The organism is Teichococcus aerophilus, from assembly GCF_014490485.1.
Taxonomy (GTDB): domain Bacteria; phylum Pseudomonadota; class Alphaproteobacteria; order Acetobacterales; family Acetobacteraceae; genus Pseudoroseomonas; species Pseudoroseomonas aerophila.
Genome location: NZ_JACTVA010000021.1, coordinates 70665 through 88218, shown reverse-complemented (window position 1 = coordinate 88218; position 17554 = coordinate 70665). Strand labels below are relative to the sequence as shown.

Below are 17554 nucleotides of genomic sequence, written 5' to 3'. Positions count from 1 at the left end.
CACGCCCGTCGCCCCGCTGCCCACGCCCGCATGGCCCACCGCCATCGCCGCCGCGCCGGCCGCCCTGCCACCCGGCCCCGCCGTCACCGCCCCCGCCGCGCGCCTCCAGCGCGAGACGCTACCGACTGCCGGACAGGGCGAGACACTCGTGGAAGTGCTGCAGCCCGGCCGCTTCGCCATCCGCGCCGAAAGCCCCACCGGCACCGCCCTGCAACTGGTGGACATGCTGACCGGCCCCGCCGAAGAGGCCGGCGCGCCCGGCGCCGCCGATGGCCGGCTGGACGTGCTGCTCGATACCGGCACCTACAAGCTGCGTACCCGGGGCGCCGAGAACGCCCAGGGCGACACCCGCCTCAGCGTCACTCCCTTCGCCGAGGCCGCGCCGCCCGCCATCCTGCGCTCCGGCGAAACCCTCAGCGCCACGCTGGCGGACCTGCAACAGCGTGCCTTCTGGTTCGTGGTGGACAAGCAGCGCCCCGTCCGCATCGAGGCCGCCGGGCGCGGCCTGCGGGACCTGCGGCTGTGGCGGGAGGGCCGCGACCTCGTCCCCACCACACCGGACGCCGCGACGATCGAACCCACCCCCGGCCACACGCTGAGCCGCCTGCTGCTGACGCCGGAGCTGGAACCCGGCACCTACCTGGTCACCGCCTATGGCGGCCCGTCATTGCCCTGGGCGGACGGCGCCCCGGCCACCCCCTTCCACCTCCGGCTGGATGGCGCCCCCGCTTTGGCGCAAGGCTGGCTCAGTGGCGTCATCGGCCCCTTCGGCAGCGAGGTGTACGAGCTGCCCAGCCAGGCCAACCGCTTCCGCCTGACCCTGCCCGAGCCCGCCGCCGCGCGGCTGGACGTCGGCACCGGCCCACGCATCGCCAGCGCCGTCATCCTGCCGGAACGGCGCGACCCGGTGATCCAGCTCAACACCAACCCGCGTGGCGAGGCGCCGCGGCGCGTCACCGTTACCGGGCGGGAAGGCCAGGCTTTCCAGCTGCGTGCCTTCGGCGGTGAGGCCATCCGCCGCCAGCCCGGCCCCGGCACCTATATGGTCGCCGCCGAAGCAGTCGGCCTGGGCGGCGACGGCGTGCCTGCCACCGTCCTGCTGCGGCGGGACCAGAGCGGGCGGGAGCCGGTATTGGTCGGCGGCAGCGGCCCGCGCGTCGCGCCCGGCCAGGCCTGGCGCAGCCGCTTCAACCTGCGCGGCCCCGTCACGCTGCTGGTGCAGGTCACCGCACCCGGCCCCATCGCCGTGCGGGCGGATGGCGTGGCGGTCAACGCAACCATCCAGCCCGTCACTGCCCCGCGCGCGCCCGGCGCCGCCAACGGCGACTCCCAGCGTGGCTGGGACCTCGCGCCCGGCTGGTACCGGCTGCGGCTGGAACCGCCGGCCAATGCCAGCGGCGTGCTGGACCTGACGGTCGGCCCTCCGGGCCTGATCCCCGCCAGCCCGGCGCCGCCGCAGCCGGCCGACCCGGTACTGCCGCTCGGCACCGTCACGCTGGAGGAAGGGCAGCGCCTCTCCCTGCTCTCCAACGGCAGCGATCTCGGCCTGGTGGCCCGCCCGCTGCCGCTGGACCCCACCGCCGGCCCGCTGACCCTGACGCAGCTGCCTGGCCAGGTATTGGAAATCCCCCTGGCCGCCCGCGCCATGGGGGAGCCGGTGGCCACCGCCCTGGGCGGCGGCGCGGCCGAAGCACGCATCGTGGCCGGCAACCCCGCCGCGCTGCGCCTGCCGGCCCCGCAGGCCCCGCGCACCACCATCCTCTCCTGGCGCCAGCCCGCCGCGCCGGTGGCCATGCCCCGGCCGCAGCCGCTGCCCAATCTCGGCACGCTGGGCGCCGGGCAGCCGGTCTTCCTCACCCTGGGCCGTGACGAACAACGCAGCTTCGCCCTGCGTGTTCCCGAAGGCGGGCTGTACCGGGTGGAAACGCTGGGCCGCCTGCGCAGCCGTGGCCAGATCGGCACCGCCTTCCTGCCGGCGCTGGACCAGGCCGAGGCCAACGGCACCGGCCAGAACATGCTCATCCAACATTACCTGCGCGCCGGGGACTACCGGCTGACGGTCGGCGCGGTGGACTCCGCCGGCCGGCTGGGCGTCGTCGCCCGCCCGGCACCGATGCAGCAGGGCGCCACGCTGCTGCCCGGCACCACGGTGCGCGCCGCATTGCCCGCCGGCAGCGGCACCGCCTTCCCCATCGAGATCACCGAGCCCGGCGACTACCGGCTGGACCTGCCCAGCCTGGGCCGCGAGGTCGCCGCCCGGCTGGAGGATGCGGAGGGCTGGCCGCTGCTGCCCATCGGCCCGCTGGACGGTCTGGTGCAGGCCCTGCGCCCCGGCCGTTACCGGCTGGTGGTGCTGCCCGCCGATGTCGAATCCCGCATCATCGCCCGGCTGACCCAGCAGCGCCCGGCCGTGGCGCTGGAAGGCCACGGCCCCCATATGCTGGCCTTCGACGCCCCCGCGCGCCACCAGTGGCGCGAACCCGCGGGCCGCGACGATACCCGCGCGCCGGACCAGTGGGACTTCACTTTGGCCGGCCCCGCCACCGTCACACTGGGCATCGACAACGGCATGGCCGCCACCCTGCTGCGGCTGGAAGGGGAGGGCTCCACCCGCGCCGGCGGCCTCGCCGACGGCACGCCCTTCACCGGCCTGCTGCCCGCCGGCCGCTACCGGGTGGAAGCCCGCGCCCTCGGCCGCAACGACCGGCTGGATTACCACCTGAGCCTGCGCGCCGAGGAATTGCAGCCGGACATCCCACGCGCCGTCTCGCTGCCCGCCAGCATCCCCTTCGCCATCGCCGAGGACCGCGTGGTCAGCCTGACCACCTTCGGCGCCACCGCGCTGCGCGGCATCCTGCGCGATGCGGAAGGCCGCGTCGTGGCACGCGACGAAGGCCAGGCGGAGGATTGGAACCTCGCCACCTCCCGCCTGCTGCCCGCCGGCCGCTACACGCTGGACCTGTCCGCCATCACCACCGAACTGCGCGACATCTCCCGTGGTGACAGCAGCAACAACGGCGAGTCTGAAGAATCCGCCGAGGACACCGAAGGCCCAGGCGACGACACCGAATCCACCCCCGCCGACGGCGAGGGTGCCGGGGAAGGGGAGGGCGGCGTGCAGCCCGGCGCCCTCGCCCTGCGCCTCTCCCTGCCCGAGGCGCGCGAGCCCCGCGCGGTGGAGGCCAGCGGCACCTTGACGCTGGAGAATGGCGGCGTGCACCGCCTGACCCTGCCCACCGCGCCGGATGGCAGCCTGGTGCTGGCCACCGCGCAATCGACCGACACGCTGGCGCTCAGCCTGGAACGCCAGCAGCCCGACGGCAGCTGGCGCAGCGTCAGCACCGATCGCGGCACCGCGCCGCTGGTGGCGGTGCCGGCGGTGCCCGGCGCGCAGTGGCGCGCCTCGGTCTGGCCGGTGGAAGGCGGCACGGCGCCGGTGCGCTTCGCCGCCCGCATCGCAAACCCCGCCGCGCAGGCCCCCGGCCGCATCACCCCCACCGGCGTGGAGGGCCTGCCCGGCCTGTTCCTGGCGGCGGTGGATGCCCCCGGCTCCGCGCTGCTGTCCGTCCAGAGCCAGGGCCAAGGGCTACGCCAGGCCGACGCTCCCGGCCGGGGCCTGCGCCGGGTAGAGGACGGGCTGCTGGCCCCGCAGGCCGGCCGCGTCTGGCTGCTCGCCACAAGCGATGCGCCGTTGCAGGTCGCTACGCTGCGCCCGACCGCCGGCACCGCCACCGTGCTGAACCTGCCCGCTGGCGACACCGCCATCCTGCCGCCGCCGGCCGATGCCGCCCGCCCGCGCCTGTGGCTGGCCCGGCAGGATGGCCCGGCCATCGCCTTGCAGGCTGGGCGCGGCATGGGCGTCGCCACCGGCTCCACCCTGGCCCTGGCCGGCGAGGCACCGCTGCGCGTCGGCAACGCCCTGTCGCGGGATACGGCCCGCATCGCGCTGACCCTGCTGGAACCCGCGCTGGCCGAAGCGCGGGACCTCACCGACGCCGCCACGCCGCTGCTGCCCGCCAATGGCGCCCAGCCGCTGCGGCTGCCGCCCGGCGGCAAGCGCCTGCGGCTGGACCTCGCCCCCGGCACCGCCGCCATCCTCGGCTGGCGCGGGGCGGATGCGGTCACCCTCTGGGCTGGTGACACCGCCACCAGCCGCCTGGCCGAAGGCGAATGGACCGAGGTGCTGCTGATCAACACCAACACCGCCGACGCGCCCGCCAGCATCGCCACCGCCACGCTGGACGCACCGCCGATGGCCCTGCGCCCCGGCCTGCCGCTGAAGCGCTTCATCGGCGCCGCCGGCTCGCTGATGCTGCCGGTGGCGCCGATGGCCAACCAGCGCATCGCCGTCGCCGGTGCCACCGCCCGCTTCATCGGTGCCGATGGCAGCATCGCCGAAGGCGCCCGCCTGGCCCCCACCGGCCCCGGCTGGCTGGTGCTGGAACACGGCCCCGGCCCGGTCATCGCCTGGCTGGAAGGGCAGGGCGCCTCGCCCTGGCCGGCCGGCAACCCGCAGCCCGTGGCGGTGCCGCGCCAGCTACGCCTGGCCGGGGACAGCATGGCACTCAGCCTCTCGCCCCCCGGGCCGGTGCTGCTGCACGCCCGCACCACGGCCCCCGTCATCCTGGCCCTGGGCGAGGACGCACCGCAGGTCTTCCCGGCAGGCGCGGAACTGCACCGCTACCTGCCGGGCGGCCCGGCGGTGCTGCGGCTGCTCTCGCCGCAGGACGGCCCGCTCTCCGGCTCGCTGGAACTGACGGCGACGCCGGTGCATCCGGCCAAGGAAGGCCTTGGCGCGCCCGTCATGGTCGGCGCCGGCAGCAGCGCGCTGTTCGGCTTCACCATGCCGCGCGAAGGCTGGGTCGGCATCGGCATCCGCGCGGAGCCCGACCTCGCCCAGGTCCGCCTGCTGGACGCGCAGGGGGAGGAGCGGGGCAGGGGACTCGCCCAGCTGCACCGCCTGCCGCCCGGCCGCTACATCATCGAGGCACGCGTGCCGGCGGATGCCACCGCCACCGCGCTCCGCCCCGCCATCCTGGGGCTGACGCCCCGCCCCTCCGGCCCGCCGCCGGAGATCGCCCGCCAGTATCGCGACATGGCCGGCGTCACGCCCGCCCTGGCCCGCTGAGGACCTCGACCATGAAGCACCCCATCCTCGGCACCGCCTTCGCCACCGCTGTCGCCACCGCCGTCTCGGCGGCGGCGCTGCCCGCCCTGGCCCAGCCCACCTCGGCCCAGCCCACCTCGGCCCAGCCCACCTCGGCCCAGCCCGCAAGCCCTGCATCGCCCCAGCCGCTGGACGTCGCCCGCCGCGCCGATGGCGCCACGCTGGTGCCGGACCGCTTCCTGCGGCGGTGGGACCCGGTGACGGTCTTCTTCAGTTCCGACCAGGGCCCGGCCCAGGGCGGGCCCGAAGACAGCCCCGAGCGCCTCGTGCAGATGTCCCCCGCCACGCCGGGCGCCTGGCAGTGGCTGGGTGCCCGCGCGCTGCAGTTCCGCCCCTCCGAGCCCTGGCGGCCGTTGCAGCGTGTCACCGTCTCCGCCGGCGGGCGGGACACCACCCTGGTGCCGCTGCTGCCCGCGCCGACCCAGACCCAGCCAGCCGAGGGCGACGAAGGCGTCCCCGACCTCGACACCATCGCCCTGACCTTCCCCGACCCGGTGGACACCGCCGCCCTGGCCCGGCTGCTGAGCATCGAGCTGCGGCCGCTGCCCGGCACCGCCGGCCCCGGCGCCCAGGTGCTGACCGGACGCGACTTCACCATCCGCCCGGTGGACCGTGCCGCGCGCGGCGCCCCGGCCACGTACCGCGTGGTGCTGAACGCCCCCATCCCGGATGGCCGCGTCGCCCTGCTGCGCCTCAAGCTGTCCGACGCCCCCGGCCTCGATGACCAGGCCTTTGAACTGCGGCTGCGCAGCGCCTCCCCCTTCACCGTCACCGACAGCTTCTGCGGCCGCGACCTGACACGGGAGACGCAGGACGGCCTGATGCGCTGCCTGCCCGATGGCGGCAGCACCGCCCGCCGCGGCCTGATGCTGCGCTTCTCGGCGGAGCCGGAGGCGATCGACATCCTTCGCGCTCGCCAGGTGCTGCGCGTGACGCCGCCGGTGGAGGACATGGCGGTGGAAACCCGGGGCCGGCAGTGGTTCATCACCGGCAAGTTCGCCGCCGACACCGCCTACACACTGCAGCTGGAACCGGGTGGCGTGAAGGACCGCCGCGGCCGCGCGCTGGAAAGCGCGCCGGCGCCGCTCCGCTTCTCCTTCGTCGCCGACCGCCCCGCCCTGCACTGGGATGCCGGGCAGGGGCTCGTGGAACGCCTCGGCCCGCAGATGCTGCCGTTGCGCGGCCATGGCTACGACCGCGCCGACCTGCGCATTCATGCCATCGACCCGCTCGGGCGCGACTTCTGGCCCTTCCCGCAGGCCGGGCTGGAAACGGATGACGACACCGCCCCGCCGCTCGCCGGCAACGAGCCGACGCCCTGGACGGGCACGGAGAATATCCGCCGCAACGCCCTCGCCGCCCGCATCGCCGCCCTTGGCTCTCCCTCCGTGTCGGAACTCGTGCCGCTGCCGATCTCGCGTGGCGGCACGGAGGCCAAGTTCGGCCTGGACATCGCGCCGCACCTCACCCGCATCGCCGGCGCCCGGCAGCCCGGCGCCTACCTGGTCGGCCTGCGGCCGGTGGATGGCAGCCAGCGCCGCTGGATGCGCGTGCAGGTCACCGACCTGGTGCTGACCACGGTGGAGGAGGCGGACCGCGTCCGCTTCCAGGTCACCTCTCTCTCCAATACCCGCCCGGTGGACGGCGCCGAGATCCGGCTGGAAGGCCAGAACGGCGACGCCTACACCACCCTGGCCCAGGGCGTAACCCAGGCCGATGGCGGCTTCACCTGGAACGCCCCCGCTCGCACCGCGGAGAACCAGCGCCGCGCGCTGCGCCGCATCGTCGTGGTCAAGGGCAACGACACGCTGGTGCTGGACCCGCTGCGCGCGCCCCAGCAATACGCCGCCGGCAACTGGACGCGTCCTTCCGGCACCTGGCTCGGCTGGACGCAAGGTGACGTCGCGGAGCGCCGCGAGGCCCCGCGCGCCCTCTGCCACGTCTTCACGGAACGCCCGATCTACCGGCCGGAAGACCCCGTCCACATCCAGGGTTTTGTTCGTGACTGGCAAGGTGGCGCGCTCAGCCTCCGCCGCACGCCCGGCACGCTGGTGGTCAGCGGCCCGGGGGACCAGGAATGGCGCATCCCCGTCACACCGGACGATGCCGGCGGCTTCCACCACCTCTTCGCCGAGAAGACCGACGCGACCGGCGACTACACCGTGCGCTTCGAGACGAGCGAGAACGCCTCCTGCGGCATCATCACCTTCAAGAAGGAAGCCTACCGGCTGCCGACCTTCGAAGTGCTGCTGAACGGCGCGCAGCGCGTGCCGCTGGACGCACCCTTCTCGGTGGACCTGCTGGCCCGCTACTTTGCCGGTGGCCTCGCCGCGGGCCGGCCCATCACCTGGCGCGTCACCCAGTTCCCCGAGAGCTGGGCACCGCCTTCGCGCGAAGGCTTCTCCTTCTCCTCCGACAGCCGTTTCTCCGGCATCAGCGAATTCCGCAGCTCCCCGGTGATGCAGCGCGAAACCCGCACCGATGATGGCGGCGCCGCGCGGCTCGACCTCGACCCCACCGTGGAGCCGACCGCGCAGCCCCGCCGCTACCGCATCGAGGCGACGGTGACGGGCGACGACGACATCCAGGTCCGCAGCACCCAGAACGTGGTGGCGCTGCCGCCCTTCGTGCTCGGCCTGAAGGTGCCGCGCTACATCGCCCAGGCCGGCGCCATCGAGGCCGAGGCACTGGCGGTGGATGCGGAAGGCAAGGCGCTGCCCGGCATCGCCATCACCGCCCGGCTGATCCGCCGCAACTGGAATTCTGTTCTTCAGGCCAGCGATTTCAGCCAGGGTTCCGCGCGGTACGTCACCCAGGTCGTCGATGAGACGGTGGAAGAACGCCAGCTCACCAGCACCGCCGACGCCCAGGCCCTGCGCTTCGAGGCGCGCGAGGCCGGCGTCTACCTGGTCGAACTTCAGGCAGAGGACCGCACCGGCCGCCGCCAGACCGTGCGCGTCGATCTGTTCATGGCCGGCGACAGCGCCGTCACCTGGGCCCGCCCGCCGGCGCAGACCGTGACGGTCTCGCCCGAGCGCGACAGCTACGCCCCCGGCGACACCGCCACCCTGCTGATCCAGAGCCCGTTCCAGACCGCCCGCGCCCTCGCCATCGTCGAGGAGCCGGAAGGCCGCTTCCGCTACGACTGGGTGGAGATCACCAACGGCTTCGGCCGCTACACCCTGCCAGTGCGGAAGGAGCAGATGCCCCGCCTCGCCGTGCACTTCCTGCTGATGCGCGGCCGGCTGGAACAAGGCCCGAGCAACCCCGCCCAGGCCCCCACCGCGCCGTTCGACCAGGGCAAGCCGGTCACGCTCGCCGCCACTTCCTGGGTCACCGTCACCCCCGTGCGGCACCGCGTGAACGTGGCGCTCGCCGCCCCCGCCACCGTCCGCCCGGGCGAGGAAGTGGACGTCACCCTCCGCCTGACCGACGAGGCCGGCCGCCCCATGGCCGGCGAGGCCGCCTTCTGGATGGTGGACCAGGCCGTGCTCTCCCTGGCGCGCGAACAGCCGCTGGACCCGCTGGCGCAATTCATCGTCGATCGCCCGGCCCGCGCCGTCGCCACCGACACGCGCGCCATGGCCTTCGGCATCATCCCGCTGGACGAGAACCCCGGCGGCGACGAAGCCGAAGACGCCTGGGGCCAGGAGAACATCTCTGTCCGCCGCAACTTCACGCCTGTCCCCGTCTACCTGCCGCGCGTCCGGGTCGGGGCCGATGGCATCGCCCGGGTCCGCGTGCGGATGCCGGATACGCTGACCGTCTTCAAGCTGCGCGCCAAGGCCGTCAGCGGCCCGGACCGCTTCGGCTTCGGCACGGGTGAGATCCGCGTGCGGCAGGCCGTCGTCGCCCAGCCCGCCCTGCCGCGCTTCCTGCGGCCAGGGGATAGCTTCGATGCCACCGTCATCGGCCGCATCGTCGAGGGCCCCGGCGGCGCCGGCCGCGCCAGCTTCTCCGCCGATGGCCTGACGCTGCGTGGTGCCAACGAACAGAACTTCGCCTGGGCCGACAACCGCCCCGCGCGCGTCAGCTTCCCCGTGGAAGTGCCCATGGCCGCAGGGGCAACGGGTGCCGATGCCGCCCGCCTGCGCTTCCTGCTGCGCCGCGCCGCCGATGGTGTCGGCGATGCGGTGGAGCTGAACCTGCCCATCCGGCCGGACCGCACGCCGCTGCGCGAACGGCTGACGCTGGCCGTCGCCCCGGGTGCCACCACGCGGATTCCGGAACCCACGCGTCCGGTCCGCCCCGGCAGCTACGCCGCGCGGCTCAGCATCGCCACCGACCCCGCCGTCACCCGCATGCTGGCCGGCTTCAACCTGCTGCTGGCACTACCCTTCGATGGCACGGAGCAGCGTATCTCCCTGACCGGCGCGCAACTCGCCCTGGCGCCCTTCGCGCCGCTGTGGAATGCCGCCGGGCTGCAGGACCGCCTGGCCACCGACCTGCGCGCCACCGTGCAGGCCATCCGCCAGAGCACGGACGATAACGGCTTGGTCGCCTTCTGGCCGCGCATGCGCGGCTCGGTCTGGCTGACCGCCAGTGCCTACCGCGTGCTGAACGCGGCGGCCAAGGCGGGGCAGGAGGTGGATGCGGCGCTGCTGGAACGCCTCGGCACCGTCCTCTCCCGCGCCCTGCGCTCCGACTTCCCGCATCTCCTCAATGGGGAAGAACTGCGCGAGCGCGTCGCCGCCCTGACTGCCCTGGCCGAGGCCGGCAAGCTGGAACCCGCCTACGCGGCGGAACTCTCCCGCCGCGCCGCGCTGATGCCAACGGAAGCGCTGGCCCAGGCGGTCTCCGCCGTCAGCCTGCTGCCGCCGGACAGCCAGGGGCTGATGCCCGGCCTGCTGGAGACGCTGTGGAGCCGCGTCCGCATCCTCAACCGCGAAGGCCGCCCCGCCTATGCCGGCCTCTCCGACACCGGCGGCAGCGCCTATATCCTGCCCTCCGAGCCCCGGGCACTGGCGGAGACGCTGCTGGCCGTCGCCCGCGTCTCGCCGCAGGAACCGCGCCTGACCCTGCTGCGGGACGGGCTGATCCGCCTCGGTGCCGGCGCCGATGTCTGGGGCAACACCAATGCCGATGCCGCCGCGCTGCGCGCCCTCGCCGCCACCGGCACGCCGCAGGGCCAGCCGGTCGAGGTCTCGGCTACGCTGCCGCAGGGCGGGCAGACCGGCCGCCTCGGCGCCGACACCCCGGTGCTGAGCTGGCCGACCGACCGTACCGGCCCGCTCAGCGTCACCAACCGCGGCAACACCCCGGTGCTGGCCCTGGCCGAACGCCGCTACCTTCCGGCCGAGCCCGGCGCCCAGGCCCAGCCGGTGCAGGAGGGTTTTGTCCTGTCCCGCACGCTGTTCCGCGTTCCCGCCGGTGGCGGGCCGCTGGAACGGCTGGCGCCCGGCCCCGATGGCGCCATCCAGCTCAAGGCCGGTGATGTCGTGGAGGAACAGGCAGAGCTGGTGAATCCGGAGGACCGCCCGCACGTCGCCATCACCCTGCCCATCGCGGCGGGGATGGAGCCGCTGAACCCGGCCCTTGCCACCGCCCCGGCGGAGGCCGCGCCCTCCCTGGCCCCCAGCCCGGCCCCGGGCTGGACCGCCTATGGCGACGATGCGCTGACCGCCGTCTACACTCTGCTGCCCAGCGGCAACCACCGCATCGCCTTCCGCATGCGGGCACAGGTGGCCGGCAGCTTCACCCAGCCCCCCGGCGCCGCCGCCATGATCTACGCGCCAGCCACCCAGGGCTTCAGCGCCGGCCAGCGCGTGGTGATCTCGCCATGAGCCTGGAGGCCGAGATCGGCCCCGTCCACTACACGCTGCATGTCCCGGCGCTGGATCAGGCGGGCTACACCAAGCTGCAGACGGCGGTGATGATGCCCGTCCTCTACCCCCGCCGCCGGCCGCTGCTGAACATCATTATCGTCCTGGTGGTCAGCGCGGTCGTCGGCAGCATGATCGGCTACCTCGCATCGAAATGGTCGCTCTCCGGCCAGATGTGGATCGGCAGCCTCGAGACCGGGGAAGGATGGGCACTGAGCGGCTCCGAGATCTTCCTGGCCGCCGCGGGGCTGGTCCTGTTCGCCTTCATCCTCGCCCTCATGCTGGTCCGCCTGAATCACCGCCGGATGCTGCGCCGGCTGCATGACGCCAGCAGCCGCCTTCTCGCCCCGCTGACGCTGAGCTTCGGGGAAGGCGGCATCCTCTCCCGCAGCGAAGGCAAGGCCAGCATCAACCCGTGGCCGCGCGTCACCGGCCTGCGGGAGATGCCCGGCTACCTCTTCATCCTGATCGACCACGCCACCGCTTTCTGGCTGCCCGAAAGCACCCTGGCCAACCTGCCCGATCGCGATGGCTTCATGCGCTTCCTGAAGGACCGCATCGGCCAGCCAGCCCCTGTCGTCCCCCAGGGCGGCGTCCCCCAGGGCGGCGCCCCCCAGGGATGACACGCCGCACCCGCCTGGCCGCGCTGCTGGCCTCCACGGCGGCGGTGGCGCTGCTGGGCGTCTACGGTGCCCAGGTGGCCGCCCGCGCCACACTCCAGGCCCCGGCGCCGACGCCGATCCTGACCGACCGCAACGGCGCCTTCCTCACCCAGCTCGGCCATGAGCAGGCCACGCCCGCCGGCCGCCGCACCGAATACGGCTACTGGCAGGTGGCCCCGGTGCCGGACCGCGTGGCCCGCGCCACCCTGGCGCTGGAGGACCGCCGCTTCTGGCAGCATCCGGGCGTCGACCCCGCCTCCGTGCTGCGCGCGGTGTGGCAGAACCTCTCCAGCGGCCGCACCCGCTCCGGCGCCTCGACGCTGGCCATGCAGGTGGCGCGGATGCAGCAGCCGGGGCCACGCACGCTGTGGCACAAGGCGGTGGAAGCGGGCACCGCCCTCGTCCTGACCGCCCGCTACGGGCGGGAGGCGCTGCTGGCGCATTACCTGCGGCTGGTGCCCTACGGCAATGGCAGCCACGGCATCGCCCACGCCGCCCGCTACTACCTGGACAAGCCGGTGCAGGATCTGAGCTGGGCCGAGATCGCCCTGCTCTCCGCCATCCCGCAGGCACCGGCCCTGCACAACCCGCGCCATCCGCGCGGCCTGGCCCGCGCCATCGCCCGCGGCCAGCGCGCGCTGGAGGAACTGGCCCGCCAGGGCACCATCACCGGGGCCGAGTTCACCGTCGCCCGCGCCCAGCTCGCCACCCTGCACCCGCCGCCGCTGCCGCAGCGGCCGGAAGCGCTGCACCTGGTGCTGCGCCTGCGCGGCCTGCTGGAAGCCCAGGGTATTCATGGCCTCGACCCCACCGACCCGCGAATCCGCACCCGCATCGATCTCGGCGTGCAACGCGACATCACCGCCATCGCCCGCGCCCAGCTGGCCGAATGGCGCTGGCAGGGCGCGCAGCAGGTGGCGGTGATGGTGATGCGGCGGCAGACCGGCGAGGTGCTCGCCGCCCTCGGTTCCGCCGGCTATGCCAACACCATCGGCGGCGCTTTCGACTACACCGCCGAATGGCGCTCCCCCGGCAGCACGCTGAAGCCGTTCCTCTACGCCGTGGCGCTGGAGCGCGGCCAGCTACGGCCGGACGAGATCCTGCTGGACGTGCCGGACGGCGCCTCCGGCATCGGCAATGCTGACGGCGCCTTCCTCGGCCCCATGCTGCCGCGCCAGGCCCTGGCCAATTCCCGCAACGTGCCCGCCGTGCACCTGCTGCGCCGCATGGGGCTGGAGGCCGGCTTCCAGGCCCTCTACGGACTTGGCTTGCATGAGATGGAACGGCCCGCCGACCGCTTCGGCCTTTCCATGGCCATCGGTTCCCTGCCCACGACGCTGGACCGGCTGATGCGCGCCTACGGCGCCCTGGCCAATGACGGCGTGATGCGGGACCTGCAATGGTATGATGGCCAACCCCTGGCCGAGCCGCGCGGCGTGCTCTCCGCCACCGCCGCGCGCCAGGTCGGGCAGTTCCTCTCCGACCCCCAGGCGCGGCTGCCGGCTTTCCCGCGCTACGGCAGCACCGAATACCCGTTCCCAGTGGCGCTGAAGACCGGCACCTCCCAGGGCTATCGCGATGCCTGGACCATGGCCTGGTCGCAGGACTACGTCATCGGCGCCTGGATGGGCCGTGCCGATGCCGGCACCATGGCGCAGATCAGCGGCTCCCGCGGCGCCGCGCGGCTGGCCCAGGCGGTGCTTTTGCGCCTGCACGGCCGCACCGCCGACGCCCTGGAAGCCGGCGCCTTCCCCATCCCGCAAGGCTACGAGCCCATCGCCCTCTGCGCCCAGACCGGCCAGCCCGATGACGGCCAGTGCGGCCCCACCCTGACCGAGTACCTGCCCGCCGGCCAACTGGCGCCTTCACGCCTGGCCAGCAACGCCCCGCCCGCCCTGGCCAGCGAAGCCGAAGCGCCCCGCCTCAGCATCCTCTCCCCCGAACATAACAGCCGGCTCTGGCGCAATCCGGAACTGCCGCCCCAGTTGAACCGGCTGCCGCTGCGCGCCGCCGTGCGCCCGAACGTCCCGCAGGTGGTCTGGTACGTCGATGGCGAACCCTTCGCCGTCGCCACGCCGGACCAGACCGTCTACTGGCCCATGACCCCCGGCGCACACCGCTTTCAATTGCGGCTGCCGTGGCAGGATGTCAGCTCCAGCCCCACCCGTATCGTGGTGGAGTGAGACTTCTGAAAGGGGCAGAGGAAGGCTGGGGAAGGAATTCCCCAGACCCCTTCTTTTGTCTTTGAGTTTGGTGCGGCTGCGCGATGGGGCGTGAATGTCGTCGGTGGAAGCCGCCTTTGCCGTCAATCCGGCGATCGGGCAGAAGCCTGAGACAGGCGAGAGCGGACCATGACAATCAAAGATTATGGCCGCCACGCAGTGGGCATGAGGTTTAAGAGGCTGCTTAAAAAGCCTGTTGGGCCGGTCGCGGCGGCCCTTTCCACACCAGCTTTATCGGCACCTTGACCCAATGTCCCTGCATTGGGCCAGCGCCGCCTTCGTGCTGGCACGAGAGGCCTTGACCGCGCCCACAGCCAGCAAACTTCTGAAGTCTCTGCATAAAAACTGGAACATTGAAAATCAGTCACGCAGGCCGCCCCCTCGGTCGCCGGCGTTCCCGGACTCCCGGGACAACCCAGCCTCTCCCCTGGGACACCTCTCCCGCAGCCCCACCCGAAAACTCGAAAAAAGAAAAGAAGGGGCTCCGGGGAATTCCTTCCCCGGCCTTACCTCCCAAACATCAGGGAATGCGCGCCACAGAAGCCCTGCCTTCACACCACGAAGGCACGGAAGCTGGAGCGCCCGGTGGCTTCGCGCAGGATGCCGGCTGCCATCAGCCGCTTGATGATCAGCAGGGCGCCTTGCGGTGTGGCGCCCAGTTCGGTGGCCAGGCCGGCAGCTGTCAGCACCGGCTGGCGCAGGGCGATATCCGCCGCCTTGCCGGCCTGGCCGTGGCTGCGTTCCTTCGCCGCCAGTGCCTGGGCGCGGGCGGCGGCGGCATTCAGCCGGTCCAGTTCCGACAGGCCGCGCCGGGCGCTTTCCGCCACATCGGCCAGGAAGGCCACCGGCCATTGGGCCGCCTGAAGGGCAGGGCGGCGCACGCCCATGCGGCCGGTGAAAGCGCACCAGAAGGGCAGGGGCACGTGGCGCAGCCGGCCACGCCGCTTCGCCAGAATGGCCGCGACCAGCAGCGCCTGCACGGCGGCGGGGCGCACCGGCTCGGCCTCACCCGCCTCACGCATCCAGCGCGTGGCGGCGTGCGCGGCGGCCAGCAGGGTGGGCTCGGCCTCACCCGTTTTCAGGAACGTGCTGCGCCACGCAGCGAAGTCCGGCACCGGCGCCACGGCGGCCACCGGCCAGCGCGCCGGCCCCAGCGGGCCGAGCGCGGCGACGAAGCTCTCAGCGGAATCCAGCGGGTCCACGGTCTGCAGGGTGGCCAGGCGGCGCAGGGCGCGGGCCAGCGCCAGCGCACGCTCGATCGCCGCATCGGCCGGCGCCTCGACCGGGGCGGCCTCGGCCTCCCGCAGCGTGGAGGGCAGCACGGAGGCCAGCCGCTCCCCCGCCAGCGCCGCGGCGGTGGAGCCGGTGAGGCGGGCATCGCGCAGAGCCAGGTCACGCGGATGGACCCAGATTTCTTCTACCGCCAGCCATCCGGCGGCCTCGGCCAGCGCCATGCGGGCGGCCAGCCCGGCCTGCACCGCCGGAGATGCCGCGCCGGCCAGGGCATCGAGGCGGGAGAGGCTGTCCTCCGCCACGGCCAAAGGCAGCAGCAGATCCTGCGCCGGCAGCACCGGGGCGGCGGCGGCCCCGCCACGCAGGGCCCAGGGGGCGCGCGGAGCCGCCTCCTCCTCATCGTCCCAAAGCGGAGCCGGCCAGGGCTCGTACGGCGGATCACCGGTCATGATCGCGGGAGGTTCCGGGAATTCGTCATGCATGGCAATGGCTTGCCGGCCAGTCTGCAAGCAAAAACCCGTCTCGCCGCCCGATCCGATCCGTTCTACCCTCGGCCAGCCCCGCCACGGGCCATTTTCCCACCGGATGTTTCATGCGCCGCAGCCAGTCCAGCCACCTCACCCTGCGCCAGGACGGCGACGCCACGGTGATCGACATCACCCCCACCCGGCCCAACCTGGCCTTCATGGCGGCGGCGGTGCTGCTGGGCGGGTTGTTCGGCCTGCCGGCCCTCGGCGTGGTGCTGAACCCGGCGCGACATGACGCGCTCTCCCTGGCCGCCGCGCTGCTGGCATTGGCGGTGGTGGCCGTCGCGGCGCTGGCATTGCGGCGGGCCCGCGCCCACCGCCGCCCCAGCCAGCTCCGGCTGGACGCCAACGGCCTGCACGCGGCGGGCAACCTCATCCCCTGGCCTGCACTAGGCGCCCGGCAGGTGGTGTTGCCGGAGATACCGGCGCACACCCAGGCGCCGGGCATCCACGGCCTGGCCGCCGGCATCGCCGCCCGCCACCGCGCCGGCGAAGCCCGCCTGCTGCAATCCCGCCAGGATGGTGGCCCCGCTGTGGTGCTGGCCGGTGGCCTGGACGCGGAGACCGCCACCCGGCTGGACGCCGCCCTGGCCGAGGCCGCCGCACGCTTCGCCTGACGCGGGCGGCTTGGCCGCCAAGGCGTGATGGCTCCAGGTTGAGCGCCGGAAACCTGAAGCGCGTGATCGCCAAAGGCGTGGTGCGTGAATGAACGCGCACGCGTCATGCCCTAATCCCGGCGGCTGAACGCCGAATGGGTCGCCCGCAGCGCCGCCAGCATAGTCTCGTAGGCGGCGACAGCCGACTTGCTGCCCTGGTCGATATCGCCGCCCTGCTCCTCCGCCGCCTCGACGCCCGCGGCCAGTTGCTCGCTGATCTCTTCCAGGCGCTCCGCCACCGCGTCCGGCGGCAGGGCGGCCTTCAGGTCATCGATCACCGCCGCTGCCTCGCGCCGCATGCGCTCCGCCCCGAAGCCCCGGTTGATCTGCTCGGCCAGGCGCTGCAGCACCGCGTCGCGCCCTGGCGGCGCAGGGGCGGCGGGCGGGGCAAGCGGCGGCTTTGCCTTGGGTTTGCGGCTCATAGGGAACGCTCCGAGAAGATGCTCTCCCTAGCACCGCGAACGGAACCGGAACAGGGTACGCTTGGGGCGTACGGTACCGGCGCGGCCTGCCGCCCACCCCTTCGCACCGATTCCGTATTGACGATGCCCAGTTGTACTATAAGCCTAATCGCTTATCCGGCATCGGAGTTTGCCTTGACGGCCACGCACCGGGACTTCTACGGCTGGGCCACGCCCAACTCGCACCGCGTCTCGATCCTGCTGGAGGAGCTGGGCCTGCCCTATACGGCCACCGGCGTGAACATCCGCCGGAAGGAGCAGTTCGCGCCGGCCATCCTGCGCCTGAATCCTTACGGCAAGATCCCGATCCTGGTGGAACACCAGGACGGCCAGCAGCCGGTCGTCCTGTTCGAGAGCGGCGCGATCCTGCAGCACCTGGCGGAAACCCATGGCCGCTTCCTGCCACCCGCCGGTCCCGCCCGGGCGGAGACGCTGTCCTGGCTGATGGTCGTCCTCACCGCGCTCGGTCCCTATACCGGGCAGGCGCATCACTGGACGGAACTGGCGCCCGAACCCTCCGCCCCGGCGCGGGAGCACAGCATCGCGCTGGTGCGCCGCGTCTACGCCCTGCTGGAAGCGCGCCTGGCCGGGCTGCCCTTCCTGGCGGGCGAGGCCTACAGCATCGTCGACATCGCCGCCTGGCCCTGGATCATGCGCCACGGCTGGGCCGATCTGTCGCTGGACGACTACCCCAATCTGGCACGCTGGAGCCGGTTGGTGGGCGAGCGCCCGGCCGTCCAGCGCGGCATCGCGGTGCCCGCCGGCGCGCGGCTCGAATAGCCTTCCTCCGCCTTCACGCCGTCC

At 73.4% G+C, this 17554-nt stretch carries 8 protein-coding genes; 6 read left to right on the top strand and 2 right to left on the bottom strand.

Translation table 11 applies throughout. The features are described 5' to 3' along the window. From IBL26_RS13140 to IBL26_RS13125, 4 genes are all read left to right on the top strand, one after another. A partial coding sequence (locus IBL26_RS13140) for a hypothetical protein (protein WP_187784947.1) occupies positions 1 to 5128 on the top strand: 5128 nt, incomplete at its 5' end. Positions 5129 to 5139: 11 nt separating this feature from the next. Continuing rightward, entirely contained in the window at positions 5140 to 10950 is a 5811-nt protein-coding gene (locus IBL26_RS13135) for an alpha-2-macroglobulin family protein (RefSeq protein ID WP_187784946.1), read from the top strand. After that, positions 10947 to 11612 (top strand): YcxB family protein, encoded by a 666-nt coding sequence (locus tag IBL26_RS13130; protein WP_187784945.1) that lies wholly within the window; start codon positions 10947 to 10949, stop codon positions 11610 to 11612. Before IBL26_RS13135 ends, IBL26_RS13130 begins: the two co-directional genes overlap by 4 nt. Next, positions 11609 to 13834 carry a transglycosylase domain-containing protein gene (locus IBL26_RS13125; RefSeq protein WP_187784944.1) on the top strand — a complete coding sequence of 742 codons (2226 nt, stop codon included), beginning with the start codon at positions 11609 to 11611 and terminating at the stop codon, positions 13832 to 13834. The genes IBL26_RS13130 and IBL26_RS13125 overlap by 4 nt, the downstream gene beginning before the upstream one ends. 590 nt (positions 13835 to 14424) lie before the next feature. On the opposite strand, the gene IBL26_RS13120 is transcribed toward IBL26_RS13125, so the two are convergent. Next, entirely contained in the window at positions 14425 to 15555 is a 1131-nt protein-coding gene (locus tag IBL26_RS13120) for a helix-turn-helix domain-containing protein (RefSeq protein ID WP_187784943.1), read from the bottom strand. A gap of 143 nt (positions 15556 to 15698) precedes the next feature. On the opposite strand from IBL26_RS13120, the gene IBL26_RS13115 reads away from it, so the two are divergent. Beyond that, the gene (locus IBL26_RS13115; protein WP_187784942.1) at positions 15699 to 16250 is read left to right on the top strand and encodes a hypothetical protein; all 552 of its coding nucleotides are present in this window, start codon (positions 15699 to 15701) and stop codon (positions 16248 to 16250) included. Between the two features lie 110 nt (positions 16251 to 16360). Here the strand turns inward: IBL26_RS13115 and IBL26_RS13110 are convergent, their stop codons facing one another. After that, entirely contained in the window at positions 16361 to 16711 is a 351-nt protein-coding gene (locus tag IBL26_RS13110; RefSeq protein ID WP_187784941.1) for a hypothetical protein, read from the bottom strand. A 174-nt stretch (positions 16712 to 16885) separates the two neighbouring features. Between IBL26_RS13110 and IBL26_RS13105 the strand changes: the two genes are divergently transcribed. Continuing rightward, entirely contained in the window at positions 16886 to 17530 is a 645-nt protein-coding gene (locus IBL26_RS13105) for a glutathione S-transferase family protein (protein ID WP_206684217.1), read from the top strand. Positions 17531 to 17554 lie beyond the last annotated feature (24 nt).